The organism is Bacillus sp. EKM206B (genome assembly GCF_011066015.1).
GTDB lineage: Bacteria > Bacillota > Bacilli > Bacillales > Bacillaceae > Bacillus > Bacillus velezensis.
On the sequence record NZ_JAAMNL010000001.1, the window covers coordinates 172,533 to 195,029 of the forward strand.

Here is a 22,497-nt window from a genome sequence, read left to right on the forward strand (position 1 = left end):
CTTGTTTTATGATTTGATTTTCATGACGAGATAGAGAAAATACGGCGCGCCGATGGCTGCCGCAACCACGCCGGCCGGAATGGCGTTCGGCTGAAACAAAGACCGGCCGATGGTGTCTGCCGCGACAAGAATCACGAGTCCGATTAATCCCGCAATCGGGATAATATGCTGATGCATGGTGCCGACGAGCCGTCTTGCCAAGTGAGGGGCGGCAAAGCCGATAAAGCCGATTCCCCCGGCCATCGCGACGCTCGCGCAGGACAAGCCGACCGCTATGGCGATCAGCATGATCCTTTTTCTCTGCACGTGTGCGCCGAGCCCCGCGGCTGCCTGGTCACCGAGCATTAAAATATTCAAAGAGCGGGCGTTAAGCCATGCAAGCGGTGCGAGAATGCCGATCCAGGGCAATAGCGACCACACGTGAATCCAATCCCTGCCCCAAACGTTTCCCACCAGCCAGCGGGAAGCGAATGTATAAGTTTCTTCATTCAGTCGCAGCGACATAAACAATGTAACGGCGCTGAAGCCCGCGGAAACGGCGATCCCGACTAACAGCATGCGGATCGTTAAAAAACCGTTCAGCCTGTCGTACGTAAGCACTACGATCAGCAGGGCGGCGAGTGTTCCGCCCGCAAACGTAAACAGCGGGATGAACATCGATGCCTGCGCCTCCAGGGAATGAAAGAACGTGATATACATCATCAAACCGAAGGAAGCGCCGGCATGCAGTCCGAGAATGCCCGGATCGGCAAGCGGATTTCGGGATACACCCTGCAAAATAGCGCCCGACACTCCTAAACCGATGCCGGCCAGCATCGTCACCAGAATCCGGGGAAGCCGGTAATCGAATAAAACGGTTGTGCTTTGAAACGTGCCGTATCCGAACAGCGTTTTTCCCACCGTGAGAGGAGAAAGCCGGAATGAGCCCGTATGCAGCCCGATCAGAATAATGCAAACGGCGATGACCAGCAGAATGAGTCCTGCCGCCGCTGCTTTTTTTGTTTCTTTCTGCACTTTCATTTATAAGTCTCTCCCTTCCTTGCGGGCAATATAAAGAAAGAAAGGGACACCGACAAGTGCGACCATAATGCCTATCGCCAATTCCCTCGGGGGACTGACCGTGCGCGAGGCCAGGTCAGCCAAAATCAATAGAATCGCGCCGAGTAACGCGGACATCGGAATAATCAGCCTGTACGTAACGCCGACGATCTTTCGCGCGATATGGGGAATAACCAGCCCGACAAAGCCGATCGCGCCGGCAGCAGAAACAGACACACCGGCAAGAACGACGGCGATCATTAATCCGGCGGCACGCGTCAGCGCCGTGTTCACCCCTAAATTCGCCGCCACGTCATTTCCCATTGAGAGAAGGGTGACGGACCGGCCCATGAATGTCGCGAGAATGATGAAGATTGCAATCACGGGAACAAGGACTTGTAAATGAGCCCACTTGATCCCTGACACCCCGCCGGCGTACCAGAAGGCCAAATCCTGGCTTAAATCGTAATAAATCGCCACACCGGTACTGAGTGAATGTAAAAGAGCGGCCACGACCGCCCCGGCAAGCGTTACTTTTAAAGGTGTCATGCTGCCTTTTCCCGCCGCACTGATAAAGAAAATCAAGCCGGTGCTTGCCAGTGCTCCCAAAAATGACATCACCATCAGCAGGGCGTATGACAAATGAGGGAAAAAAGCAAAACTGAGCGCAACAACAAACATGGCGCCCGCGTTTACGCCTAAGACACCCGAATCGGCAAGCGGGTTTCTCGTGACACCCTGCATAAGGGCGCCGGCTGCGGCAAAAGCGGCTCCTGTAACGGCCGCCCCGAGCACCCTCGGAAGACGCAATTCATGAATGATCTGCTGGCCCGTTATATTCGGATTGTAATCAGCAACAGCCGACCAAACCGTATGTAAAGTAATGTCTTTCGCACCGAATGAGACGGCGAAAAAAATAGATACAAGCAGCCCGATCACCGCGATCAGGAAGAAAACCCCGTTTTTTAAGATGCTGATCAGACGGTTTGCGGACCTGACAGAATCGCTCAAAAATCAATTCACCTACTTTTATGATCATTGTCCGGTATTTATTGAACATGAGAATCATTTTCATTTGAACCATCATATTATACCGAGCCGATTTTCAAAACGCAATAGAGCGTTCAACAATAATGTCCTTTTTTTCTCTCATGTTTATATTGTAAAAAAGAAGTGAAAAACGTGAAAGAGGAAATCGCTATATTAGAAAGGAGGGAGGCAAATGGCGGGAGAACGAAAGCCTTTGCCGATTGAATTTTACCAGAAACCGTCAGTGGAGCTTGCCCCTTTATTGCTCGGCTGTCTCTTGGTGAAGGAGACGGATGAGGGAACGGCTTCAGGTTTTATCGTGGAAACGGAAGCTTATATGGGAGCGGAAGACCGGGCGGCGCACAGCTTCGGCAACCGGCGCACGAAACGGACGGAAATTATGTTCCATGAGGCGGGCCGCATTTATACATACGTCATGCACACTCATACATTAATGAACGTCGTCGCCGCGGACATCGGCATTCCGCAGGCCGTGTTAATCAGGGCGGCGGAGCCTCATGAAGGACAGTTCCTGATGGAGAGCAGGAGACCGGGCAGACCCCCGAGAGAGTGGACAAACGGCCCGGGAAAACTGACGAAGGCGATGGGCATTTCAATGAACGACTACGGCGGCATGATCACGGAACCGCCGCTGTATATTACGGAGGGCTTTACGCCTGAGCATATATCAACAGGCCCGAGAATCGGGATTGACAACAGCGGAGAAGCCCGGGATTATCCGTGGCGCTATTGGGTGACGGGGAACCGGTATGTCTCACGCTGACCATGTTTATAAACGCTGATAACAGGGGAAAGACAAGGTAAAAGAAAGGGGATTCAGAAATTGAAAAAATTTTTCAAAACGATTATCAAATGGGCGCCCGTCATCTATCCGATCATCAGAAAAATCATAAAAGAACGGAAGGCATCTAAGCGGAACCGCATGTCCGCATCCCGAACAGCCGGCTGATCCGGCTGTTTTTTTACGGGCTTGGCATCGGATTGCCGCATTGACTTGAAATCCTCCCCATTATAGAATTTACATACATTTACCCCTTCCTCATTCTTTTTGCCCATTTTTCACGTCTGCATCTGATCTGATAGGAGGTTTTTCTCATGCTTCATGGGCGGCTTCGTGAACTTTTGCGCTTGCTTTTAGCTGCTGAAACACCGGTTACAAGCTCAGTCATCGCTGCAAATGTAAAGGTAACGACGCGGACGGTCCGCAATGACATAAAGGAACTGCAAACCATTGTAGAAAAACACGGCGCATCCATTCAATCTGTCAGAGGGAGCGGCTATAAGCTGCTGATCCGGAATGAGCAGCCGTTTAAAAACTGGCTTCAGGACAATTTCCAGCAGAACAGCACCGTGCCGATTTTTCCCGATGAACGGATAGATTACCTTATGAAAAGAATGCTTCTGGCCGACGGCTACCTCAAGCTGGATGACTTGGCGGAAGAACTGTTCATCAGTAAATCCACACTTCAATCTGATTTAAAAGAAGTCAAAAAACGGCTCCGCCCCTATGACATCATTTTGGAAACAAGGCCGAACTACGGCTTTAAGCTGCGCGGCGAAGAGCTCCGCCTCCGTTATTGTATGGCGGAATACTTAGTGGACGACCGCGAGCCCGAGCCTGATCTCCTGAGTGAAAAGGCCGGTATTCTGCCGAAAGACGACATTCATGTGATCCGCACAGCCATTATGCAGCAGGTTCGAAACCATAAGATCCCGCTTTCTTTCTTCGGCCTGAACAATCTCATCATCCATATCGCCATTGCCTGCAAACGAATCCGGACAGAAAACTATGTATCTCTCATTCCGGAAGATCTTCATGATATTAAGCTCGAAACAGAATATCAGTCAGCGGAAGCCATCGTAAAAGAGCTTGAATCTGCGCTTTCGGTCACCTTTCCCGAACAGGAAACCGCCTATATCGCCATTCACCTGCTCGGGACAAAGCGCATGACCCAGTCACAACTGGAAGGAAAAGAGCTTACAAGGCTGATAGACGGGGAAACCAGCCGTTTGACGGAGGCCATGATCGAAGCCATTGAGCGGGAGCTGAAGCTCGGAATCACGGACGACAATGAGCTGAAAGCGGGTCTTGCGCTCCACATCAAGCCGGCGATTAACCGAAACCGGTACGGAATGAACCTGAGAAACCCGATGCTCTCCGCCATAAAGGAAAATTATCCGCTCGCATTTGAAGCGGGAGTGATTGCGGGAATCGTGATCAAGGAGCAAACCGGCATTGATATTCATGAGAATGAGATCGGATATTTGGCGCTTCATTTCGGAGCCGCCATTGAAAGGAGAAAGACGGAACGGCCGCCTAAGCGCTGTCTGATTGTCTGTGCGTCCGGCGCCGGCAGCGCACAGCTTCTAAGAGAAAAGCTCCGTTCCCGGTTCGCAAAGCGTCTTGAAATCGTCGGAACGGCTGATTACTGCAGCCTTGACCAGCTTTCCTTTGAGTCGATTGATTTTGTGGTCAGCACAGTGCCGATCAAAAAAGACCTGCCCGTTCCCGTATTAAAGGTTCATACGCTGTTGGGCGGCGGGGATTTTACAAAAATCGACGCCATGCTGGAAGAAAAGCGGGAACAATTGAACTTTCTGAAACCGGAGCTGGTATTTTTGCAGCAGGATCTGGAGACGAAGGAGGACGTCATCCGTTTTCTCGGACAGCAGGTTGCAGAAGCCGGCCTCGCTTCTGATTCTCTGACCGATTCTATTTTTGAAAGGGAAGCGATTTCTCCTACGAGTTTCGGCAATCTTACGGCGATTCCGCACCCGCTCGTTCCGCAGACAGACACGACGTTTTGGGCGGTATGCACGCTGAAGAAGCCGATTGACTGGGCGGATAAGCGTGTCCAATTTGTCTGCCTGCTCTGCGTCGAGAAAGAAAGCAAAGCCGACCTCCAGCATATGTACAAATGGCTCGGCGGGATGTTAGATGATCCAGCCGCGGTAAGCCGTCTCTTAAAATGCACAACCTATCAGGAGGTTTTACGAGTATTCAGAGACAAACGATCAGAGAAAGACCGGGATACACCTTTTTTCCGTTAACAGCGGAAAAAGCCTGAGTAGTTATGAAAACGATTTCATAATATGATGGTACTAACATCGAGACATACAAAATATCAAACTTTCAGGAGGTCTTTTACATGAATATATTACTCGTTTGTGCAGCAGGGATGTCAACAAGCTTACTCGTCACCAAGATGGAAAAAAGCGCGCAGGAACAAGGAAAAGAATATAAAATCTGGGCGGTGTCAGGCGATTCAGTCAACCAGCATATTGATAAAGCGGACGTATTGCTGCTTGGGCCTCAAGTCCGTTATTTGCTTCCGCAGCTGAAAAAATTGGGTGAATCAAAAGGAGTGCCGGTTGAAGTCATCAATACCGTCCATTACGGCACATGCAACGGAGCGGAGGTTCTGAAATCAGCGGAACAGCTCGGAAACGCATCGTAGAAAGGGGCGGGCCGTGTGAATAAGGTGAACCAGTTTTTAGAAGAGAAAGTCATGCCCATTGCCGGAAAAATTGCCTCCCAGCGGCATCTGCAAGCATTGCGTGACGGGATCATCCTCACCATGCCGCTTATTATCATCGGTTCATTTTTTCTGATCATCGGCAACCTGCCGATTCCGGGATATGCGGATTTCATGGCAAAGACGTTCGGAAGCGCCTGGTCTCAAAAACTGCAATATCCGGTTGATGCGACCTTTGAAATCATGGGCCTTGTCGCCGCTTTCGGAATCGCCTACCGCCTGGCCGAAAAATACGGGGTGGATGCATTATCGGCCGGTGCGATATCTTTGGCGGCGTTTCTCTTGGCAACGCCGTACAAAGTTCCGTTTCTGCCTTCCGGCGCCAAAGAGGAAATCATGGTCGGCGGCGGCATCCCGCTGTCTCTCATGGGAAGCAAAGGGCTGTTTGTCGCGATGATCATCGCCATGCTGTCGACGGAAATTTACCGCCTGATCATCCAGCGGAATTTCGTCTTCAAAATGCCGGACGGCGTGCCTCCTGCGGTCAGCAAATCGTTTATCGCTTTAATTCCCGGTTTTGCCGTCATCTTTCTGATCTGGGGCGCGCGTTTAATTGTCGAAGCGACACCGTTTGAAAGCCTTCATAACATTGTAAGCGTTGTACTGGGGACACCGCTCTCGATTCTTGGGGGAAGTCTCGGCGGAAGCCTGATAGCCGAAGCGGTTCAAATGCTCTTGTGGGCGTGCGGATTACACGGGGCGAACATAGTCGGCGGCGTCATGGCGCCGATCTGGTTCGGAGCGATGGATACCAACCGGATTGCGTTTCAGGCGGGCGATGCGCTTCCGAATATTTTCACCCAGCAGTTTTTTGAAATCTGGATCAACATCGGCGGAAGCGGCGCGACACTGGCGCTCGTGGTCACCATGTTTCTCCGTTCGCGAAGCAAGCAGATGAAGCAGCTTGGGAAACTCGCCATCGGGCCGGCCGTCTTTAATATTAATGAGCCGATTATTTTCGGAATGCCGATCGTCATGAACCCGATGCTTCTCATTCCGTTCATTATCACACCGCTTGTCACACTGGTCCTTACCTATATCGGCATGAGCACTGGCCTCGTCGCCAAACCTGCCGGCATTGCCGTCCCATGGACGATGCCGCCGATTTTCTCCGGCTATCTTGCCACGGGCGGAAAAATATCAGGGGCTGTCATGCAGGCGATTAATATCATCACAGCCTTTATCGTGTACTATCCGTTCTTCAGAATGTGGGATTCGCAAAAGCTGAAAGAAGAAAACGAACTTGAACAATCGCAGGCGCCAGCCGTACAGGGAGACGAAAAAGCCGTGCTGTAGAGAAAGGGAGTGAAACACATGAATGAAAAAATGGAACAGACCATTTTTCAGATCATCCTGCATGGCGGCAACGGCAGAAGCGCATCAATGGAAGCCATTGCCGCCGCAAAGCGGGGGGACAGAGCCATGGCGGAGGAAAAGCTTCAGGAAGCCGCAAGGGAACTGACGGAAGCCCATCATTATCAGACAGAATTGATCCAAAATGAAGCCGGCGGAGAAAAAACAGACATGACGCTTTTGATGGTGCATGCGCAAGATCATTTAATGAATGCCATGACCGTGAAAGACTTGGCCGCTGAGTTAGTCGAGATTTACGAAAAAGTGAGTCTGCAAGGGGGAGCAAAAATATGACAAAAGGAATTAAAATTGTAACGATCGGCGGAGGTTCAAGCTATACACCGGAGCTTGTGGAAGGCATCATTAAACGCTATGAGGAACTGCCTGTCAGAGAATTATGGCTCGTCGACATTCCCGAAGGCGAGAAAAAACTCAATATCGTCGGCACGCTTGCAAAACGCATGGTCGAAAAAGCGGGTGTTCCGATAGAGATTCACCTGACGCTTGACCGGAGAGAAGCCTTGAAGGATGCGGATTTCGTAACGACTCAATTCCGCGTCGGCCTTCTTGAGGCCCGCGCCAAAGACGAACGGATTCCGCTAAAATACGGTGTAATCGGCCAGGAGACAAACGGTCCGGGCGGTTTATTCAAAGGGCTGCGCACCATCCCGGTTATTCTGGAAATCGCGAAAGACATCGAAGAGCTTTGTCCGAATGCTTGGCTCGTGAATTTCACAAACCCTGCCGGCATGGTTACCGAGGCCTTGCTCCGCTACTCGAATCTCACAAAAGTCGTCGGTCTCTGCAATGTGCCGATCGGCATTAAAATGGGCGTCGCAAAAGCATTGGACGTGGATGTCAGCCGGATCGAAGTGCAATTTGCCGGGCTGAATCACATGGTCTTCGGATTAGATGTTTTCTTAGACGGCGTCAGCGTGAAAGATCAAGTCATTGAAGCCATGGGAGACCCGAAAAACGCCATGACGATGAAAAATATTTCAGGGGCGGAATGGGAGCCTGAATTCCTGAAGGCGCTCGATCTGATTCCTTGCGGCTACCACCGCTATTATTTCAAAACGAAAGAAATGCTCGAGCATGAAATAGAAGCGTCACAGACGGAGGGCACACGCGCCGAGGTCGTACAGAAGGTTGAGAAAGAACTGTTCGAACTGTACAAAGATCCGAATCTCGCCATTAAACCGCCGCAGCTTGAAAAACGGGGCGGAGCGTACTACAGTGACGCGGCTTGCAACCTGATCAGCTCCATCTATAACGACAAACATGATATCCAGCCCGTCAATACGATCAACAACGGCGCGATCGCCAGCATTCCGAATGACTCAGCGGTCGAAGTGAACTGTGTTATGACGAAAGACGGTCCGAAACCGATCGCCGTCGGTGATCTGCCGGTGTCTGTCCGCGGACTCGTCCAGCAAATCAAATCATTTGAGCGTGTCGCCGCTGAAGCAGCCGTCACGGGAGATTATCAAACGGCGCTACTTGCGATGACGATCAATCCTCTCGTCCCGTCAGACTCCGTGGCAAAGGCCATTCTGGATGAAATGCTTGAGGCCCACAAAGAACATCTGCCTCATTTCTTTAAGTCGATTGAAGCATAAGAGCAGTAAAAAACCCGGATTCGCTTCCGGGTTTTTTGCTTATTTTGATTCGCTTAGTGAGGCGACTTCCGTCGTCCAGCCGAACACGTCGGCTTCCGCGCCTTTTTGAATGCCTGTAATGGTATCGTACAATTTCTTCGAGATCTCTCCGGTTTCACCGCTGCCGATGACAAGACTTTCATCATTCCAGATCAGTTCGCCGACCGGAGAAATGACCGCCGCCGTACCGGTTCCGAATGTTTCTTCCAATCGGCCGTCACGATGCGCCTGGATGATTTCATCGATCGAAATCTTCCGCTCAGACACAGTCAGTCCCCAATGTTTGAGAAGGGTGATGACGGAATTTCTCGTAATTCCTTCAAGAATGCTTCCGTTCAGCTCCGGCGTCACGATCTCGCCGCTGATCTTGAAGAAGATGTTCATGCTGCCGACTTCTTCGATGTATTTTTTCTCAATGCCGTCAAGCCATAAAACCTGGGAAAATCCCTTCTCTTCCGCAACCTGCTGCGCTTTCAGGCTAGATGCGTAGTTGCCGGCGGTTTTCGCGTTTCCGGTGCCGCCTTTGACGGCGCGCACGAATTCGTTTTCCACGGCGATTTTTACCGGTTTAATGCCTTCTTTGTAATAAGAGCCGACCGGGGAAAGAATGATAAACAGCTTGTACGTATGGGATGCCGCTACACCGAGGAAAGGCTCAGTCGCAATGATAAACGGACGGATATAAAGGGAAGTGCCTTCCGCTTTCGGAATCCAGTCTTTGTCGATGGCTACGAGCTGTTTCAGGCCTTCAAGAACAAGCTCTTCATCAATGAGCGGGATGCAAAGGCGGTCATTTGACTGGTTCAGGCGCTCCATATTTTTCTCCGGTCTGAACAGAAGCACTTCCTGATCCTTCGTTACATACGCTTTAAGCCCTTCAAAAACGGTTTGGCCGTAATGATAAACCATGGCTGCAGGATCCATTGAGATGGACTGATAAGGGATAATTCTCGGATCATACCAGCCTTGATCGGCGTCGTAATCCATAACAAACATATGGTCGGTGAAAATTCTGCCGAACGCAAGGTCATGGGGGTCCGGTTTCGGTTTTTTGGCTGAAGTCAATTCAACACGAATGTCTTGTTTCATAATGTTCTGTCTCCCTATTGGTGTTATTGTCAAACTTATTTGAAAATAATTTATATTCTATTGTATACCTTCAACAAATATTCGCAATAGTTTTCCTCAAATTTGTGAAAAAATCAAATCACATAAAAAGCAGGGGAGAGAATGCCCCCTGCGTGTTCGTTTTTACGTATTCTGTCATCACCGTGCTCAGTGAACCGTCACCTTGCCGGTTTTGTAAAACTGCTCCATTGCTTTATCGACGTACACCCAGCCCTTCCAGGCGATATGGATGGTGTCTTTCATAAAGTACGGATCATATTCGTGCCCGGATAAGTCGGCAACCTGAAAGTCCTTCGCTTTAATTTGCTTAGTGACTTTTTTGTAGTAATCAGTCCGGCCTTTTTTCGGGAAGCCGGTGTAGTCATACCATTTTCCGTTGACCGGAATAACCACGAACATCGGTTCAGCGCCGGCATCTTTCAGAATGTCCAGCATATCCTCAAAGTCGTGATATTCGACTGATTTGGCGTATGTTCTTCCTTTGTTGATTCCTTTCACTCTCTTTACTTTCTTCTTAATCTTTTTATAAGAAGCGTCATCGATATAGAAAGGATTGGACTTGGAGCTCCGTTCTCCTAATTGAGCGGCGGCTGTTTTTAACTCTGACCACGATTTCCCTTTCAGGTTTTCAGAGATCGTCCGTTCAGGGCCCTTGTTTTCTCCCATTGAATAATAAAGATCTTTTTTCTCAAGCAGAGAATAATAAGCTTTGGCAGCCGGCATGACCGCTTTCACTTTCCATGATTGTCCGTTGACCATTCCCTTGTACAATTCAGAAAGGACGGCATCATGCTGAACGACTTTGAAACGGAGCATGCGCTTCATCATGTTCTTTTTGACCGCGGGATCAATCTGATTATTAAATGCTAAATCCAATGCCTGAAGTGATGAAAAATTCGGCGCAAAGTGCTGTTCATCAGAACCTTTTTTGATAAACCACTGCGGAGAAACAATGAATACCAGTTTTTTGCCCTTCAGCTGCTGATAATGCGCCGCAAAGTTCACGGCGTGTATCAAGGATTGGTCCCCGCCTTTTCCGACAAGATAAGGCGTAAAGCCTTGGTTGTTCACTTGGAAATAGTTGGACGGGTGAAACTCATCCAGTCTTGAAAGCTCGGAAGAACCGAAAATCGGCAGATACTTCGAGTCTTCGAACATTTTGTTTTGAAGATAGAGTCCCTGGAACATATTCGGATTTAAGGCTGCCGCCGACTCTTCGACACGTTTTTCAGGAATGAAGCGCGTAAGCCATGAAGCCGGAACTGCGATAGCTCCGACAAACAGGACGAACGCTAAAATAATTGGTCCAAAGAAACGCTTTTTCATTTACTTCAACTCAGTCAGTTTGTTTACAATGTTGTTTGGCGTATTCCACTCGTCACGGTCAAATTCAGTGATCGGCACTGTAATGCCGAAGCGGTTTTCGATGGCGACCAGCAGCTCTACAGTTCCGAAAGAATCAAGCAGTCCTTCTTCAAAGATTTCAATATCAGGATTTTCTTTCACAGCGTCCTCCTGACAAACTTCAGCTAATACGTCTAATACTTCCTGTTTAAATTCCATGTGTTTTCAATCTCCTTTAGTGATGAAATGGTTTTCCTGAGAAAATATAAAATCCGAAACATACGAAATGGAATGTGATGACGATGGCTAAAAAGGCCGTAAAACGATTGGCGGGCAGCCACTTGTATTTCTTATTCCATTTCTCAAAAAAGTTATACCCGGTCATTAATACGGCGTGGTACAGGCCGTATACAATATATTGCAGAGCGAGTCCGTGCCAGACGCCCATCAGCATGAACAGCAGGAAATACCCGATGTTCGAGACGGCCATCCGGTTCTTTATCCATTTTTTCTTTGTCATCCAGAAAACAAAGCGCATAAATACGTAGTCTCTGAACCAGAAGGATAAGGACATGTGCCAGCGGTTCCAGAAGTCTTTAATGTTTTTGCTGATAAACGGCTTATTAAAGTTTTCCGGAGATTTGATACCCATGATATAGCTTACACCGACGGCAAACATCGTGTAACCCGCAAAATCAAAAAACAGGTACAAGCTGTATCCGTACATGTACAGCACATTACCCCACAGTTTGCTGTGGGTGATATGAGACAGATTCATAATGAAATACGTGTTAATCGCATATCCGATAATGAATTTGTATAAGAAACCGATAAAAATTTTATGAATGCCGGTATACAGTAAATCAGCGTATTCTCCCTTTGTCCATACTTTCTGTTCGTCCTTGGCAAATCTGCGGTATCTGTCGATCGGACCGGAAGAAATGGTCGGGAAAAACATAATAAAGTACAAAAGGCGGTGAAGCGGCATTTTTTCTTTAATCAGTCCGTCTCTCGTTTCCATGATCAGCTGGACGCCTTTAAATGTCAAATAAGAAATTCCTAAGAAACTGATCAGGTTATGAACCGGGTGATGAGGCGCCGGCGGAAAGAAAAACGGCCATAATTTAGATAAAAACAGGGGTAAAATGGACGCGATCACGGCCATACTGAAGACAAAGCCGCTGTTGGCTTTCAGTCTGTAAGCGAGATAACCCCTGATTAAAAGCACCTGCCACAGCGTAAAGATACATAGTGCGATCACGCCGTGCAGATCATGCGCGAAAATCAAAGCCAATACGATGATGGATATAAACATGTTGTATCCTTGGAATCTCTTGCCGTTCAGCCCTAAAATAATCGTCGGCAAAAGAAGGATTCCAAGTAAGATAAAGAAGAAAAACGAGCTGTAAGGCGTCATACAAGAACCTCTTCGCCAATGCGTTTACGGTCGATTTTTCCGTTCGCAGTCATTTGAATGTGATCCTGATAAATGAATTTTCTCGGAATCATGTAGGCCGGAAGCGAAGCGGCCAGTTCTTTCTTAATGGCGCTTGTCAGCTGGAATTCTTTTTCAAAATCATGTTTTTCAGGCACGATGGCGGCAATTAAATATTCGACAGGTCCGTTAGGCTGATACGGGATGACAACCGCCGTGCGCACATATTGAGACTGCCTTACATGTACTTCGATTTCCTCCAGCTCCATGCGGTAGCCGTGAAGCTTAATCTGGAAATCAAGGCGTCCTTGGCAGAAAATCTGACCATCCTGAACATAACCGGCATCACCCGTGTGATATGCCCACTGGCCGTCGATCGGGAAAAACGCTTTTTCCGTCAGAGAAGGTTCTCCGAGATAGCCTTTGCTCACGCTCGGGCCCGCGATGATGATTTCCCCTTTTTCTCCGTCCGGAAGCTTATTCCCGTTTTCATCCATGATGAAGATATCCATATCGGGTTTTGCAAAACCGACAGGCAGAGATTCATTTTCATCAATGATCTGCTGCGTAATTTCAACGGAGGTGACGGCAACCGTTGTTTCAGTCGGACCGTATGTATTGAATACACGGGCCTTCGGAAAACGGTTTAACAGCTCCTGTGCCACGGCAGCCGGAAGCGCTTCTCCGCAAAACATAAATACTTCTGCCTCAGGCAGGAGCTCCTGCGTAAATCCGGGGTCCATCAGACACATTTGGACGAAAGACGGCGTCGATGTCCAGACGTTCAGTTTGGATTTCTCCAGTTCTTCAAATAGTACTTTCGGTTTATTGATTTTGTCTTTCGTTACGCAGTGCAGCGTACCTCCCGTTTGAAGCGAAGGGAAAATGTCCATGACAGATAAATCAAAAGAAAACGGAGCTTGGTTTAAGAATGTCTTACCCTCGCCCACAGGAAAATCCCTGCAGATCCAGTCAGTAAAGCTTTGCAGGTTATCAGCCGATATCTGCACGCCCTTCGGATTTCCCGTGCTGCCGGACGTGTAAATAATGTAAAACGTGTCCAGCTCTTTTACCCAGTTCTCACGGCTGAGGTCTGCATCTTCGTCAGCTGCAAGCTCTTCGGGCGTAACGGTTTTAATCAGATTGCTTCCCGTATCGACTGCATCGCCCGATACGCTGATAAGCAGCTCTGCCCCTGAGCTTTCAATGATTTTGACGATCCGCTCCGCCGGGATGGAAACATCGACAGGGATGTAAGGACGGCCCGCTTTGACGCTTCCTAAGAAAGAAACGATCATATTCGGCTCCATATGTCCATAAACCAGGACAGGCGCTTTCGAACCGTCAGCTGTATGTTTTTGAATGCCGGACGCAACCCGCTCCGACAAATCCCATAATTCCCCGTAAGTGAGGGAATGATCTAAGGAACGAAACGCTTCGGCCTGCGGCTTGGCGTCTGCGTATGTTTTTATAGCATCAAGTAGTTTCATAGTTATCCTCCCCGATTAGAAATCGTTGTAAATATAAGTGCCGGTATTCGCTGTATGAAATCCATACATCCAAAAGAGCAATACTAATATCAGAAAATAAAAGCCCGTATGAAACGTCCATTTGATCAATGTATTTTCATAAGCACGTTTTAATTTTTGCATCATATTCAAAATTCCTTCCCCGCGTATTCAATAATTACACCAGTATATGACGATTAGATTAACAAAAAGTTTCAAAATATGTCTAATATCCTAAGCTTAAAATTTCCTTAAAAATGAATGAGAAACAAAAGGATGGAAAACACGCATGTATAAATTGGCAAATGATCATACTAAAAAGGCGCTGTTCAGGCGGGATTTTTAACTTATCGTAAATATAAACGAGGTAAAAAAATTTTGGCGGCTTTTTCTTAAGCAGGCTTGTGCCGAACCCCAATGGAGAAGGGCGAAAAGCCGTTTCCGGCAGGATAGCCGATAAAGCGCCGCATCTTGTGAAATGAGGAAGAAATTATTATGATAGATAAGGTAGCAGAAAACGTGAAAACCCCAATTCAACACTACTGTTATCGGCTGACTGTGAAAGCCTTTTAATAGAAAGGAAGAGGAAAATGAATCAAAACAATATGGGGGGCAGCCAAAAGACGCCCGAGAAAGAAAGCATGGGCCGCATTTTGTGGCAGCTAACCCGCCCTCATACATTGACGGCATCGTTTGTGCCCGTACTTCTCGGCACCGTATTGGCGATGTTTTACGTAAAGGTTGATTTCCTGCTGTTTTTGGCCATGCTGTTTTCCTGTCTTTGGATTCAGATCGCCACGAACTTATTCAATGAATATTACGATTTTAAACGCGGTTTAGATACGGAGGATTCCGTCGGTATCGGCGGAGCGATCGTCCGCCACGGCATGAAGCCGAAAACAATTCTGCAGCTGGCGCTTGGCTCTTATGCGATTGCCCTCGTGCTCGGTGTTTATATCTGCATGAGCAGCAGCTGGTGGCTTGCGGCTATCGGCCTTGCCGGCATGCTGATCGGCTATCTGTATACGGGCGGCCCGCTGCCGATTGCGTATACACCGTTCGGGGAACTGTTCTCCGGCATTTGCATGGGCTCTGTATTTGTCCTTATTTCTTTCTTCATTCAGACAGGCAGAATTAATGAACAGAGCATTTTGATTTCCATCCCGATCGCCATCTTGGTCGGAGCCATTAATCTGTCCAACAATATACGTGATATTGAGGAAGATAAAAAGGGCGGACGTAAAACCCTGGCCATTTTGATGGGGCATAGAGGGGCCGTCATGATACTGGCCGCATCTTTTGCCATCGCTTACATCTGGATCGTCGGTCTTGTCATCATGGGTTATACAAGCCCGTGGCTGTTCCTGGTCTTCCTGAGCGTGCCGAAACCCGTTCAGGCCGTGAAAGGCTTTGTGAAAAACGAAATGCCGATGAACATGATTATTGCGATGAAATCAACGGCGCAAACCAATACATTTTTCGGATTCCTGCTTTCCATCGGACTCCTGATCAGTTATTTCCGCTGATCAAATGAAAGGGCAAATGCCATAACCGGCATTTGCTTTTTTTTATGACATAATCTTCACGATTTTGTAAAGAACCTGACTGAGGACTGACCCGTCTTATATACGGACAGCAAAGCAAGGAGATGAAAAAAATGGACTTGTCAACAGCCCATATGGATGATTTGAAAACGGTCATGGAAGATTGGAAAAATGAATTATTAGTTTATAAATTCGCTTTAGATGAGCTGGATACGAAGTTTTCTATCATCAGCCAGGAATATAATCTGATTCACGGGCATAACCCGATCGAGCATACAAAATCACGCGTGAAAAGTTTTGAGAGTATCGTCAATAAACTGATGCGCAAAGGCTGTGATGTGACGACGCAGGAAATGAAAGAGCATATTCATGATATTGCGGGTGTCAGGATTATCTGTTCCTTTATTTCCGATATTTATAATGTCGCTGAGGTTTTGAAGCAGCATAAGGACCTGAAGATCATAAAGGTGAAGGATTATATCAAACAACCGAAGCCGAACGGCTACCGCAGCCTGCATTTGATTATTGAAATTCCCGTTTATTTGACGAATCGTGTGGAATATGTGAAGGCGGAAATTCAAATCCGCACCATCGCCATGGATTTTTGGGCGAGTCTTGAACATAAAATTTATTACAAATTAAATAACGAAGTCCCAAAGCATCTGACCGACGAGCTGAAGGAAGCAGCGGACATCGCCCATTATTTAGACGAAAAGATGCTTGGGATTAAGAAAGAAGTCGATTAAACGATTGACCCATCACAACCAGCCGGACCGCTTTTATGTGCAGTCCGGCTGGTTGTTTTTATGTTTACGTGTTTTCGCTTTCCTTCGCGATATATTCTGACGATGATTCAGGCTGAAATCCTGATTGAATTTGAACAGGGAATGCAAAAGATATCAAATCGCAAACAGCACATTCCCGCAGAAAAAATGTGTAAGATCGAGGTTTACTTTTTAAAAAAAGGGAAAGACATTTGTACAACAAAAAGGGAGATGAATATCAGTGGGAAAGAATGAAACAATGCATATCGTATCATGTGCCGATGATCATTATGCTCGTCATTTGGGTGGGATGTTCGCTTCTTTATTGATGAATATGGATAAAACAAGGGATGCGAAATTATATGTAATCGACGGCGGAATTACTGCCGAAAACAAGGACAAGCTTGAACAGACCGCGATGTCATTCGGGACGCCGCTTGAATTTTTAGAAGTAGACGCTGATCAATACAAGCATGCAGTCGAAAGCAGCCACATTACAAAAGCGGCTTATTACCGCATTTCCATCCCTGATTTAATTAAGGATGAGTCCGTAAAGCGGATGATTTACATCGATTGCGATGCAATTGTGATGGAAGATATTTCGGTTTTATGGGACTTGGATATTTCCCCGGCAATAGTTGCGGCGGTAGAAGACGCCGGACAGCATGAAAGGCTGAAAAAAATGAATATCAGCGACACTGCCAAGTACTTTAATTCCGGTATTATGATTATAGATTTCGAACCTTGGAGAAAACAAAATATTTCCGAAAAGGTGATTGATTTTATTAACGAAAACAGCTCGGAGGATTTTCTCGTGTTTCATGATCAGGACGCGCTTAACGCGATCTTATATGATCAATGGCATGAACTGCATCCGCGCTGGAACGCGCAGACGCATATTATCATGAATGAGAAAACGCCTCCTGAACTGATCGACCGTATACGTTACAGAGAAACACGTGCCGAACCGGCCATCGTCCATTTCTGCGGCAGTGACAAGCCTTGGAATACAGGCACCTCGCACCCGTATCGTGATCATTATTTCCGATATATGTCCTATACGAAATGGAACACGATCGACCGCCCGGCCATGAACCAATAGGCAGGTGTGATGAAACGCTTGTGAAGCCGTTATCCGGCTCATAAGCGTTTTTTTGCTATTTCACCCGAATCGCACGCACTCGTTTTTGCAGGCTGGTCTTTTCGGCAGACGGCTTCAATCGGCTGACTGCCGTTTGCGCCGCTGATTTTGCTTTTTTCGTCTTGGTTTTTTCAGCCGTTTTTACTTTGTCTCTAGCCTGCTGCCGGTTGAGTTTATCTTTTATCCGGTCAAGCCGTTTTTCCAGAGCGTTTTTTTCTTTTCCCGGCTGGATTTCGCTGACTGCTTTTTGGGCTTTTACGGTGCTGGCCTCAGAGGTCTTTTTTTCCGCCTGCTTGACGCTGGCCTCAGCTGTTTTCAAAAGGCTTGAGTTGACAGCGTTCAGCCGCTTTTGCAGCCCTTTTTTTTCTGAACCGGCCGGTAATTTGCGAATGGCGCTTTGTGCGGCATTGACGGCGGTTTTTTTCTTTTGTTTTTCGGCAGTCCGGACTTTGTCTCTTGCGTCCGTCACATTTCTTGCCGTCTGAACTTTATTGATCCGGGACTCGAGAGCGGTTTTTCCCTTTGACTTGGACAGCTTGCTGACGGCCGTTTTTGCTTGATTGATATCTGCCTGTTTTTTCGTCTTTTCCGCTTTTATTACGGCCCGTTCGGCATAGCTCTTTTGCTTTACATGATATTGCACCAGGCCGTACCCGAATCGGCTGTCACGTCCGGGAGCGCCCAGATCTTTGACGTTTTGCTGCATCTGCTGCCGGAGCTGTGTATTTGTTTCCTCGGGATATTTCTGCCTGAGCAGCGCGAACATGCCGGTGACGTGGGGCGCGGCTTGAGATGTGCCGTCAGCCGTGGCGTACATTTGATTCAGATACGTGCTCGTAATATTGGTGCCGGGTGCGGCAAACTCAATTTGTTTTCCGGTCGTGGAAAAAGCCGCGAGCCCGTTTTTTTCAGTTGACGCTGAGACTGCCGTTACGCTGCTGTAGGCACCCGGATAATTGACGGGTTTTTTGTTGCCGTCGTTTCCTGCGGCGGCTACGATCACGATTCCTTTTTTGTATGCTTTGTCTACGGCGTCGTGAAGAATTTTGCTGTCTGCGTTAGTTCCGAGGCTCATATTGATGATGTCCATTTTATTGGCGATCGACCAGTCGATCGCTTTAAGAAGGCTTTTAAGATCCCCTGCACCCTTTCTGTCTAATGCCTTAACCGCATATAACCGGACATCCGGCGCGATGCCGTCAATGCCGTATCCGTCATGTTTGGCCGCAATGATTCCGGCGACATGCGTCCCGTGTCCGTTGTCATCTTTGTATGAAGAAGTATAGCTGACTGCGGAATAGCCTCCGGCAATGGAAAGGTCATCATGAGGGTAAATGCCGCTGTCAATGACAGCCACTTTCACCTTTTTTCCCGTCAAGCCTTCTTTCCACGCCTGCTTGACCTGAGTCGGTTCTATATCCCATTGCGGCAGCGCGTAACTGCTGCTTTGGGCCGCTGATAACGGGCGGATATCAGAACCGCCTGCTGCCTGAAAGGATACATTGTCTTCTACATATAAGATGTCAGGGTCCTGTTTCAGGTCTTTCACCGTTTGTGAATCGGCTGACACGGCGACTGCCGGGAGATGCTGATAGGTCTGTTCCACATCCGCTCCGCTGTCTATGGCGGATTCCTTGCCGTTTTGATTTTTATACACCACGATAACGTCCCGGTCGTGCGTCTCGGCGTGCGCGGGCGCCGCGGCGGAGAACAGGCCGGCGCACAAGGCCGCGGCCATTATCGGTTTCAGGGTGTGATACATTGCAATTCCCCCTTTTTCTTTATATATCGGCAGTGCGGAATTCTTTTTTTCCTGAGGGATAAGGAAAATTTCTGTATGCAAATGTAAGCGTTTCCAAAATATGATGGAGAAAATGCTTTAAGACATCTGCGCAATGAACTCAAAAAGGGGGTTTTTGATAAATGAGTACGTTCAATCGGGTCATGGAAGAAAAAATCATGCCTGTCGCCGGAAAAGTCGCCGGCCAAAGGCACTTAAGAGCTTTGCGGGACGGCATTATTTTGACTATGCCGCTTATCATCATCGGATCGGTTTTTCTGATTCTGACGAGTCTTCCGATTCCCGGTTATGCCGATTTTATGGCTGGTCTTTTCGGTGAAAATTGGGTTGAAAAGCTCGGGTATCCCGTGAATGCGTCCTTTGACATTATGGCGCTTGTCGCCGCCTTTGGGATTGCCTACCGGCTTGCGGAAAGCTATGAGGTGGATGCCCTGTCGTCGGGAGCCATTGCCCTTGCCGCCTTTTTATTGGCGACGCCGTATCAGATTCCGTTTATTCCTGACGGCTCGGCAACAGAGATTATGGTGGGAGGCGGCATTCCGATTTCGCTGCTCGGAAGCAAAGGTCTGTTTGTCGCGATGATCATTGCAATGCTGTCTACGGAAGTGTACCGGTTTATCATACAAAGAAATATCGTCATTAAAATGCCTGACGGAGTGCCGCCTGCGGTCAGCAAATCGTTTGTTGCGCTCATCCCCGGTTTCATTATTATTACGCTTGTATGGCTGGCCCGTCTGTTTATTGAAATAACTCCTTTTAAAAGCCTCCACAATGTGGTAGGCGATCTGCTGGGCACCCCGCTGTCTATTTTGGGCGGGAGTCTCGGCGGAAGTCTTATCGCCGAATTCGTGCAAATGCTGCTTTGGTCGTGCGGCATACACGGCGCGTCCATTATCGGCGGCGTCATGTCGCCGATCTGGTACGGGGCGATGGATGCCAACCGTTTGGCTTTTCAGGCGGGAGAAGCGTTGCCGAGCATTTTTACGACACAGTTCTTTCAAATATGGATTAATGTCGGCGGAAGCGGAGCGACGCTTGCCCTTGTGCTGACCATGCTTGTGCGCTCCAGAAGCAAACAGATGAAACAGCTCGGCCGTCTCGGCATCGGGCCCGCGATTTTTAACATTAACGAACCGATTATTTTCGGGATGCCGCTCGTCATGAATCCGCTGTTAATCGTGCCCTTTATCATTGCGCCGCTCTTGACCATTACGGCGACGTATATCGGGATGAGCACGGGGATGGTGGCAAAACCGGCGGGAATCGCCGTGCCGTGGACGATGCCGCCGCTGATTTCCGGTTATTTGGCGACGGGCGGGAAAATCTCCGGTTCGGTCATGCAGCTGATCAATCTCCTGATTACATTTATCATCTATTATCCGTTTTTCCGAATTTGGGATCTTCAAAAATGGAGAGAGGAACGGGCGGCGGAACAAAACGTCACTGAAGAAACATAAAAAAACGGGCGCTTTCGCCCGTTTTTTTAACGCTGGAAAAATTCGATCCATTCGCCGTCAGGTCCTTCAATGTAAAAGTAGCGGTACCCGTTCGGAAGCGTCGTGATTTCTTCATCGATAAATACGGCGCCCTGACGCTTCGCATGCGTGAACTCCGCCGCGATATCTTCAGTTAATAAAGCGACATGATGGACTTTTCCTTCTGCGGGAAGCTCGCTGCTGTAGCCCTGGATCAGCTCAATTTCTGTCTCCGGCCCTTCCTGAAAGCCGAGAAAGGCAAGTTCAATAATGCCGTTCGTATGAGTGATACGATCCTTTAACTGCATACCGAGAACGTCTTGATAAAAGGCGATGGATGTTTCAATATCTTTGACCATAATGCCTGTATGGTCGATTCTTTTGGCTGTCATGGTTTTCCCCCTGTTTTGAATTTTTCGGGACAATGCGGTGTTGATCATGTTTTATGGTACGATAAGAGAAAGCAAAACGAAAGAGGAATGCACAATGAAGCTACTTACAGTGAAAGATACATTTGCCGGAAAGCTGAAAAAAGGATTCCCCCTGATTGAAAAAGACGCTCTGTCCGGAAGCTCGGCTCATTTAACAGAGGGCGATCTTTTTGATGTGACATCCGAGAAGGGTGAGTTTATCGGAAAAGGCTATTACGGTTTGCAGAATAAAGGAGTCGGCTGGGTGCTGTCCCGCGCGAGAGATGAACGGATCGACGGACGTTTCTTTCTGGACAAGCTGAAAAAAGCGGCTGAAGCGAGAGCTCATCTGTTTAAGGCGCCCGACACGACGGCGTTCCGGCTTTTCAACGGTGAGGGCGACGGCATCGGCGGCGTCACGATTGACTTTTATGACGGTTATCTGCTGATTCAATGGTACAGTAAAGGCATTTACGCTTATAAGGACAGCATGATTGAGGCGATTGACGGACTGGAGCTTTCTTATAAAGCGATCTACGAAAAGAAACGATTCGATACGGCCGGGCAATACGTGGAAGACGACGATTTTGTCAAAGGCGAAAGAGGAGATTTTTCGGTCATTGTTCAAGAAAACGCTATACGGTACGCGGTGGATTTAAACGACGGGGCGATGACGGGCATTTTCTTAGACCAGCGTCGTGTACGCAAAGCGATTCGGGACAAGTATGCAAACGGCAGACGGGTGCTGAATACGTTCTCTTATACGGGGGCATTTTCCGTTGCGGCGGCGCTTGGCGGAGCTGAGAAAACGACCAGCGTCGATGTCGCCAACCGCAGTCTCGCAAAAACGATTGAACAGTTCAGCGCCAACGGAATTGATTATGAGGCGCATGACATTAAAGTCATGGATGTTTTCAAATACTTCGGCTATGCGGAGAAAAAAGGGCTGGAGTTTGACCTCATCATCCTTGATCCGCCTTCTTTCGCCCGCACAAAAAAACGGACGTTCAGCGCGGCGAAAGATTATAAAAACTTGCTGAAGGAAACGATCGCCATCACTGCAAAAAACGGCATCATCGTCGCTTCGACAAACAGCAGCGCCTTCAATATGAAGAAGTTTAAAGGCTTTATAGAGACCGCCTTTAAAGAAACAAATGAGCGTTACGACATTTTGGAAGAATACACGCTTCCGGAAGATTTCAAAACGATTCCCGCGTTTAAAGAAGGGAACTATTTGAAGGTTGTTTTCTTGCGGAAAAAATAGAATGACCATTTATAGCGATGAAAGAGGGGAAAAGAAAACCCTCTTTCA

General features: G+C 48.1%; 22 protein-coding genes. 12 read left to right on the forward strand and 10 right to left on the reverse strand.

What is annotated here, in order from left to right; all coding sequences use genetic code 11:
* Positions 1 to 6: 6 nt before the first annotated feature.
* Both G9F50_RS00790 and G9F50_RS00795 read right to left on the reverse strand, forming a co-directional pair.
* Positions 7 to 1,020 (reverse strand): FecCD family ABC transporter permease, encoded by a 1,014-nt coding sequence (locus G9F50_RS00790; protein ID WP_007407745.1) that lies wholly within the window; start codon positions 1,018 to 1,020, stop codon positions 7 to 9.
* Complete coding sequence (locus G9F50_RS00795) at positions 1,021 to 2,019, reverse strand: FecCD family ABC transporter permease (protein WP_060562574.1); 999 nt, start codon at positions 2,017 to 2,019, stop codon at positions 1,021 to 1,023.
* A 241-nt stretch (positions 2,020 to 2,260) separates the two neighbouring features.
* On the opposite strand from G9F50_RS00795, the gene G9F50_RS00800 reads away from it, so the two are divergent.
* The 7 genes from G9F50_RS00800 (at position 2,261) to licH (ending at position 8,596) form a co-directional block, all read left to right on the forward strand.
* On the forward strand, positions 2,261 to 2,851 hold the full coding sequence (locus G9F50_RS00800; RefSeq protein ID WP_060562370.1) for a DNA-3-methyladenine glycosylase: 591 nt from the start codon (positions 2,261 to 2,263) through the stop codon (positions 2,849 to 2,851).
* A gap of 51 nt (positions 2,852 to 2,902) precedes the next feature.
* Positions 2,903 to 3,037 (forward strand): hypothetical protein, encoded by a 135-nt coding sequence (locus G9F50_RS20500; RefSeq protein WP_373859656.1) that lies wholly within the window; start codon positions 2,903 to 2,905, stop codon positions 3,035 to 3,037.
* A 146-nt stretch (positions 3,038 to 3,183) separates the two neighbouring features.
* Positions 3,184 to 5,139, forward strand: coding sequence for a transcriptional regulator LicR (gene licR, locus G9F50_RS00805; protein WP_060562371.1), 1,956 nt, complete (start codon positions 3,184 to 3,186; stop codon positions 5,137 to 5,139).
* A 98-nt stretch (positions 5,140 to 5,237) separates the two neighbouring features.
* On the forward strand, positions 5,238 to 5,546 hold the full coding sequence (gene licB, locus G9F50_RS00810; protein ID WP_003150863.1) for a PTS lichenan transporter subunit IIB: 309 nt from the start codon (positions 5,238 to 5,240) through the stop codon (positions 5,544 to 5,546).
* 15 nt (positions 5,547 to 5,561) lie between these two features.
* On the forward strand, positions 5,562 to 6,920 hold the full coding sequence (gene celB / locus G9F50_RS00815; RefSeq protein WP_060562372.1) for a PTS cellobiose transporter subunit IIC: 1,359 nt from the start codon (positions 5,562 to 5,564) through the stop codon (positions 6,918 to 6,920).
* Between the two features lie 18 nt (positions 6,921 to 6,938).
* The gene (licA, locus tag G9F50_RS00820) at positions 6,939 to 7,271 is read left to right on the forward strand and encodes a PTS lichenan transporter subunit IIA (protein WP_003150867.1); all 333 of its coding nucleotides are present in this window, start codon (positions 6,939 to 6,941) and stop codon (positions 7,269 to 7,271) included.
* On the forward strand, positions 7,268 to 8,596 hold the full coding sequence (gene licH / locus G9F50_RS00825) for a 6-phospho-beta-glucosidase LicH (RefSeq protein ID WP_014419213.1): 1,329 nt from the start codon (positions 7,268 to 7,270) through the stop codon (positions 8,594 to 8,596). The genes licA and licH overlap by 4 nt, the downstream gene beginning before the upstream one ends.
* 39 nt (positions 8,597 to 8,635) lie before the next feature.
* Here the strand turns inward: licH and G9F50_RS00830 are convergent, their stop codons facing one another.
* From G9F50_RS00830 to G9F50_RS00855, 6 genes are all read right to left on the reverse strand, one after another.
* Complete coding sequence (locus tag G9F50_RS00830) at positions 8,636 to 9,727, reverse strand: branched-chain amino acid aminotransferase (protein WP_025650062.1); 1,092 nt, start codon at positions 9,725 to 9,727, stop codon at positions 8,636 to 8,638.
* A 183-nt stretch (positions 9,728 to 9,910) separates the two neighbouring features.
* Positions 9,911 to 11,089, reverse strand: a complete 1,179-nt coding sequence (gene dltD, locus G9F50_RS00835; RefSeq protein WP_060562373.1) for a D-alanyl-lipoteichoic acid biosynthesis protein DltD — start codon at positions 11,087 to 11,089, stop codon at positions 9,911 to 9,913.
* Entirely contained in the window at positions 11,090 to 11,326 is a 237-nt protein-coding gene (gene dltC, locus G9F50_RS00840; protein WP_003150875.1) for a D-alanine--poly(phosphoribitol) ligase subunit 2, read from the reverse strand.
* Between the two features lie 16 nt (positions 11,327 to 11,342).
* On the reverse strand, positions 11,343 to 12,524 hold the full coding sequence (gene dltB, locus G9F50_RS00845; protein ID WP_012118762.1) for a D-alanyl-lipoteichoic acid biosynthesis protein DltB: 1,182 nt from the start codon (positions 12,522 to 12,524) through the stop codon (positions 11,343 to 11,345).
* Positions 12,521 to 14,032 carry a D-alanine--poly(phosphoribitol) ligase subunit DltA gene (gene dltA, locus G9F50_RS00850; protein ID WP_015240829.1) on the reverse strand — a complete coding sequence of 504 codons (1,512 nt, stop codon included), beginning with the start codon at positions 14,030 to 14,032 and terminating at the stop codon, positions 12,521 to 12,523. The genes dltB and dltA overlap by 4 nt, the downstream gene beginning before the upstream one ends.
* 15 nt (positions 14,033 to 14,047) lie before the next feature.
* Positions 14,048 to 14,197: a teichoic acid D-Ala incorporation-associated protein DltX gene (locus G9F50_RS00855; RefSeq protein WP_003150882.1), complete on the reverse strand. Its 150-nt coding sequence runs from the start codon at positions 14,195 to 14,197 to the stop codon at positions 14,048 to 14,050.
* Positions 14,198 to 14,640: 443 nt separating this feature from the next.
* Between G9F50_RS00855 and G9F50_RS00860 the strand changes: the two genes are divergently transcribed.
* The 3 genes from G9F50_RS00860 to G9F50_RS00870 all read left to right on the forward strand — a co-directional run bounded on the left by G9F50_RS00860 (position 14,641) and on the right by G9F50_RS00870 (position 17,460).
* Positions 14,641 to 15,576, forward strand: coding sequence for a 1,4-dihydroxy-2-naphthoate polyprenyltransferase (locus G9F50_RS00860; protein WP_003150884.1), 936 nt, complete (start codon positions 14,641 to 14,643; stop codon positions 15,574 to 15,576).
* A gap of 131 nt (positions 15,577 to 15,707) precedes the next feature.
* Positions 15,708 to 16,340, forward strand: a complete 633-nt coding sequence (gene ywaC, locus G9F50_RS00865; RefSeq protein ID WP_060562374.1) for a GTP pyrophosphokinase YwaC — start codon at positions 15,708 to 15,710, stop codon at positions 16,338 to 16,340.
* Between the two features lie 259 nt (positions 16,341 to 16,599).
* Positions 16,600 to 17,460 (forward strand): glycosyltransferase family 8 protein, encoded by an 861-nt coding sequence (locus G9F50_RS00870; protein ID WP_041482227.1) that lies wholly within the window; start codon positions 16,600 to 16,602, stop codon positions 17,458 to 17,460.
* A gap of 55 nt (positions 17,461 to 17,515) precedes the next feature.
* Here G9F50_RS00870 and G9F50_RS00875 read toward each other — a convergent pair whose 3' ends face one another.
* A complete protein-coding gene (locus tag G9F50_RS00875; protein ID WP_060562575.1) occupies positions 17,516 to 19,261 on the reverse strand; it encodes a S8 family peptidase in 1,746 nt (581 codons plus the stop codon).
* 161 nt (positions 19,262 to 19,422) lie between these two features.
* Here G9F50_RS00875 and celB (G9F50_RS00880) point away from each other — a divergent pair, with 161 nt between their 5' ends.
* A complete protein-coding gene (gene celB, locus G9F50_RS00880) occupies positions 19,423 to 20,757 on the forward strand; it encodes a PTS cellobiose transporter subunit IIC (RefSeq protein ID WP_007407728.1) in 1,335 nt (444 codons plus the stop codon).
* Between the two features lie 26 nt (positions 20,758 to 20,783).
* On the opposite strand, the gene G9F50_RS00885 is transcribed toward celB (G9F50_RS00880), so the two are convergent.
* A complete protein-coding gene (locus G9F50_RS00885) occupies positions 20,784 to 21,167 on the reverse strand; it encodes a glyoxalase GlxA (RefSeq protein WP_003150894.1) in 384 nt (127 codons plus the stop codon).
* A gap of 94 nt (positions 21,168 to 21,261) precedes the next feature.
* On the opposite strand from G9F50_RS00885, the gene G9F50_RS00890 reads away from it, so the two are divergent.
* On the forward strand, positions 21,262 to 22,449 hold the full coding sequence (locus tag G9F50_RS00890) for a class I SAM-dependent rRNA methyltransferase (RefSeq protein WP_060562376.1): 1,188 nt from the start codon (positions 21,262 to 21,264) through the stop codon (positions 22,447 to 22,449).
* Positions 22,450 to 22,497: the final 48 nt, after the last annotated feature.

Coding starts and splice junctions, on each gene's coding strand:
- G9F50_RS00885 (WP_003150894.1), bottom strand. CDS start 21,167: ATGACAGCCAAAAGAATCGACCATACAGGCATTATGGTCAAAGATATT.
- licA (WP_003150867.1), top strand. CDS start 6,939: ATGAATGAAAAAATGGAACAGACCATTTTTCAGATCATCCTGCATGGC.
- dltD (WP_060562373.1), bottom strand. CDS start 11,089: ATGAAAAAGCGTTTCTTTGGACCAATTATTTTAGCGTTCGTCCTGTTT.
- G9F50_RS00790 (WP_007407745.1), bottom strand. CDS start 1,020: ATGAAAGTGCAGAAAGAAACAAAAAAAGCAGCGGCGGCAGGACTCATT.
- G9F50_RS00860 (WP_003150884.1), top strand. CDS start 14,641: ATGAATCAAAACAATATGGGGGGCAGCCAAAAGACGCCCGAGAAAGAA.
- ywaC (WP_060562374.1), top strand. CDS start 15,708: ATGGACTTGTCAACAGCCCATATGGATGATTTGAAAACGGTCATGGAA.
- dltC (WP_003150875.1), bottom strand. CDS start 11,326: ATGGAATTTAAACAGGAAGTATTAGACGTATTAGCTGAAGTTTGTCAG.
- G9F50_RS00890 (WP_060562376.1), top strand. CDS start 21,262: ATGAAGCTACTTACAGTGAAAGATACATTTGCCGGAAAGCTGAAAAAA.
- licB (WP_003150863.1), top strand. CDS start 5,238: ATGAATATATTACTCGTTTGTGCAGCAGGGATGTCAACAAGCTTACTC.
- G9F50_RS00855 (WP_003150882.1), bottom strand. CDS start 14,197: ATGATGCAAAAATTAAAACGTGCTTATGAAAATACATTGATCAAATGG.
- licR (WP_060562371.1), top strand. CDS start 3,184: ATGCTTCATGGGCGGCTTCGTGAACTTTTGCGCTTGCTTTTAGCTGCT.
- celB (WP_007407728.1), top strand. CDS start 19,423: ATGAGTACGTTCAATCGGGTCATGGAAGAAAAAATCATGCCTGTCGCC.
- licH (WP_014419213.1), top strand. CDS start 7,268: ATGACAAAAGGAATTAAAATTGTAACGATCGGCGGAGGTTCAAGCTAT.
- G9F50_RS00800 (WP_060562370.1), top strand. CDS start 2,261: ATGGCGGGAGAACGAAAGCCTTTGCCGATTGAATTTTACCAGAAACCG.
- dltB (WP_012118762.1), bottom strand. CDS start 12,524: ATGACGCCTTACAGCTCGTTTTTCTTCTTTATCTTACTTGGAATCCTT.
- G9F50_RS00875 (WP_060562575.1), bottom strand. CDS start 19,261: ATGTATCACACCCTGAAACCGATAATGGCCGCGGCCTTGTGCGCCGGC.
- dltA (WP_015240829.1), bottom strand. CDS start 14,032: ATGAAACTACTTGATGCTATAAAAACATACGCAGACGCCAAGCCGCAG.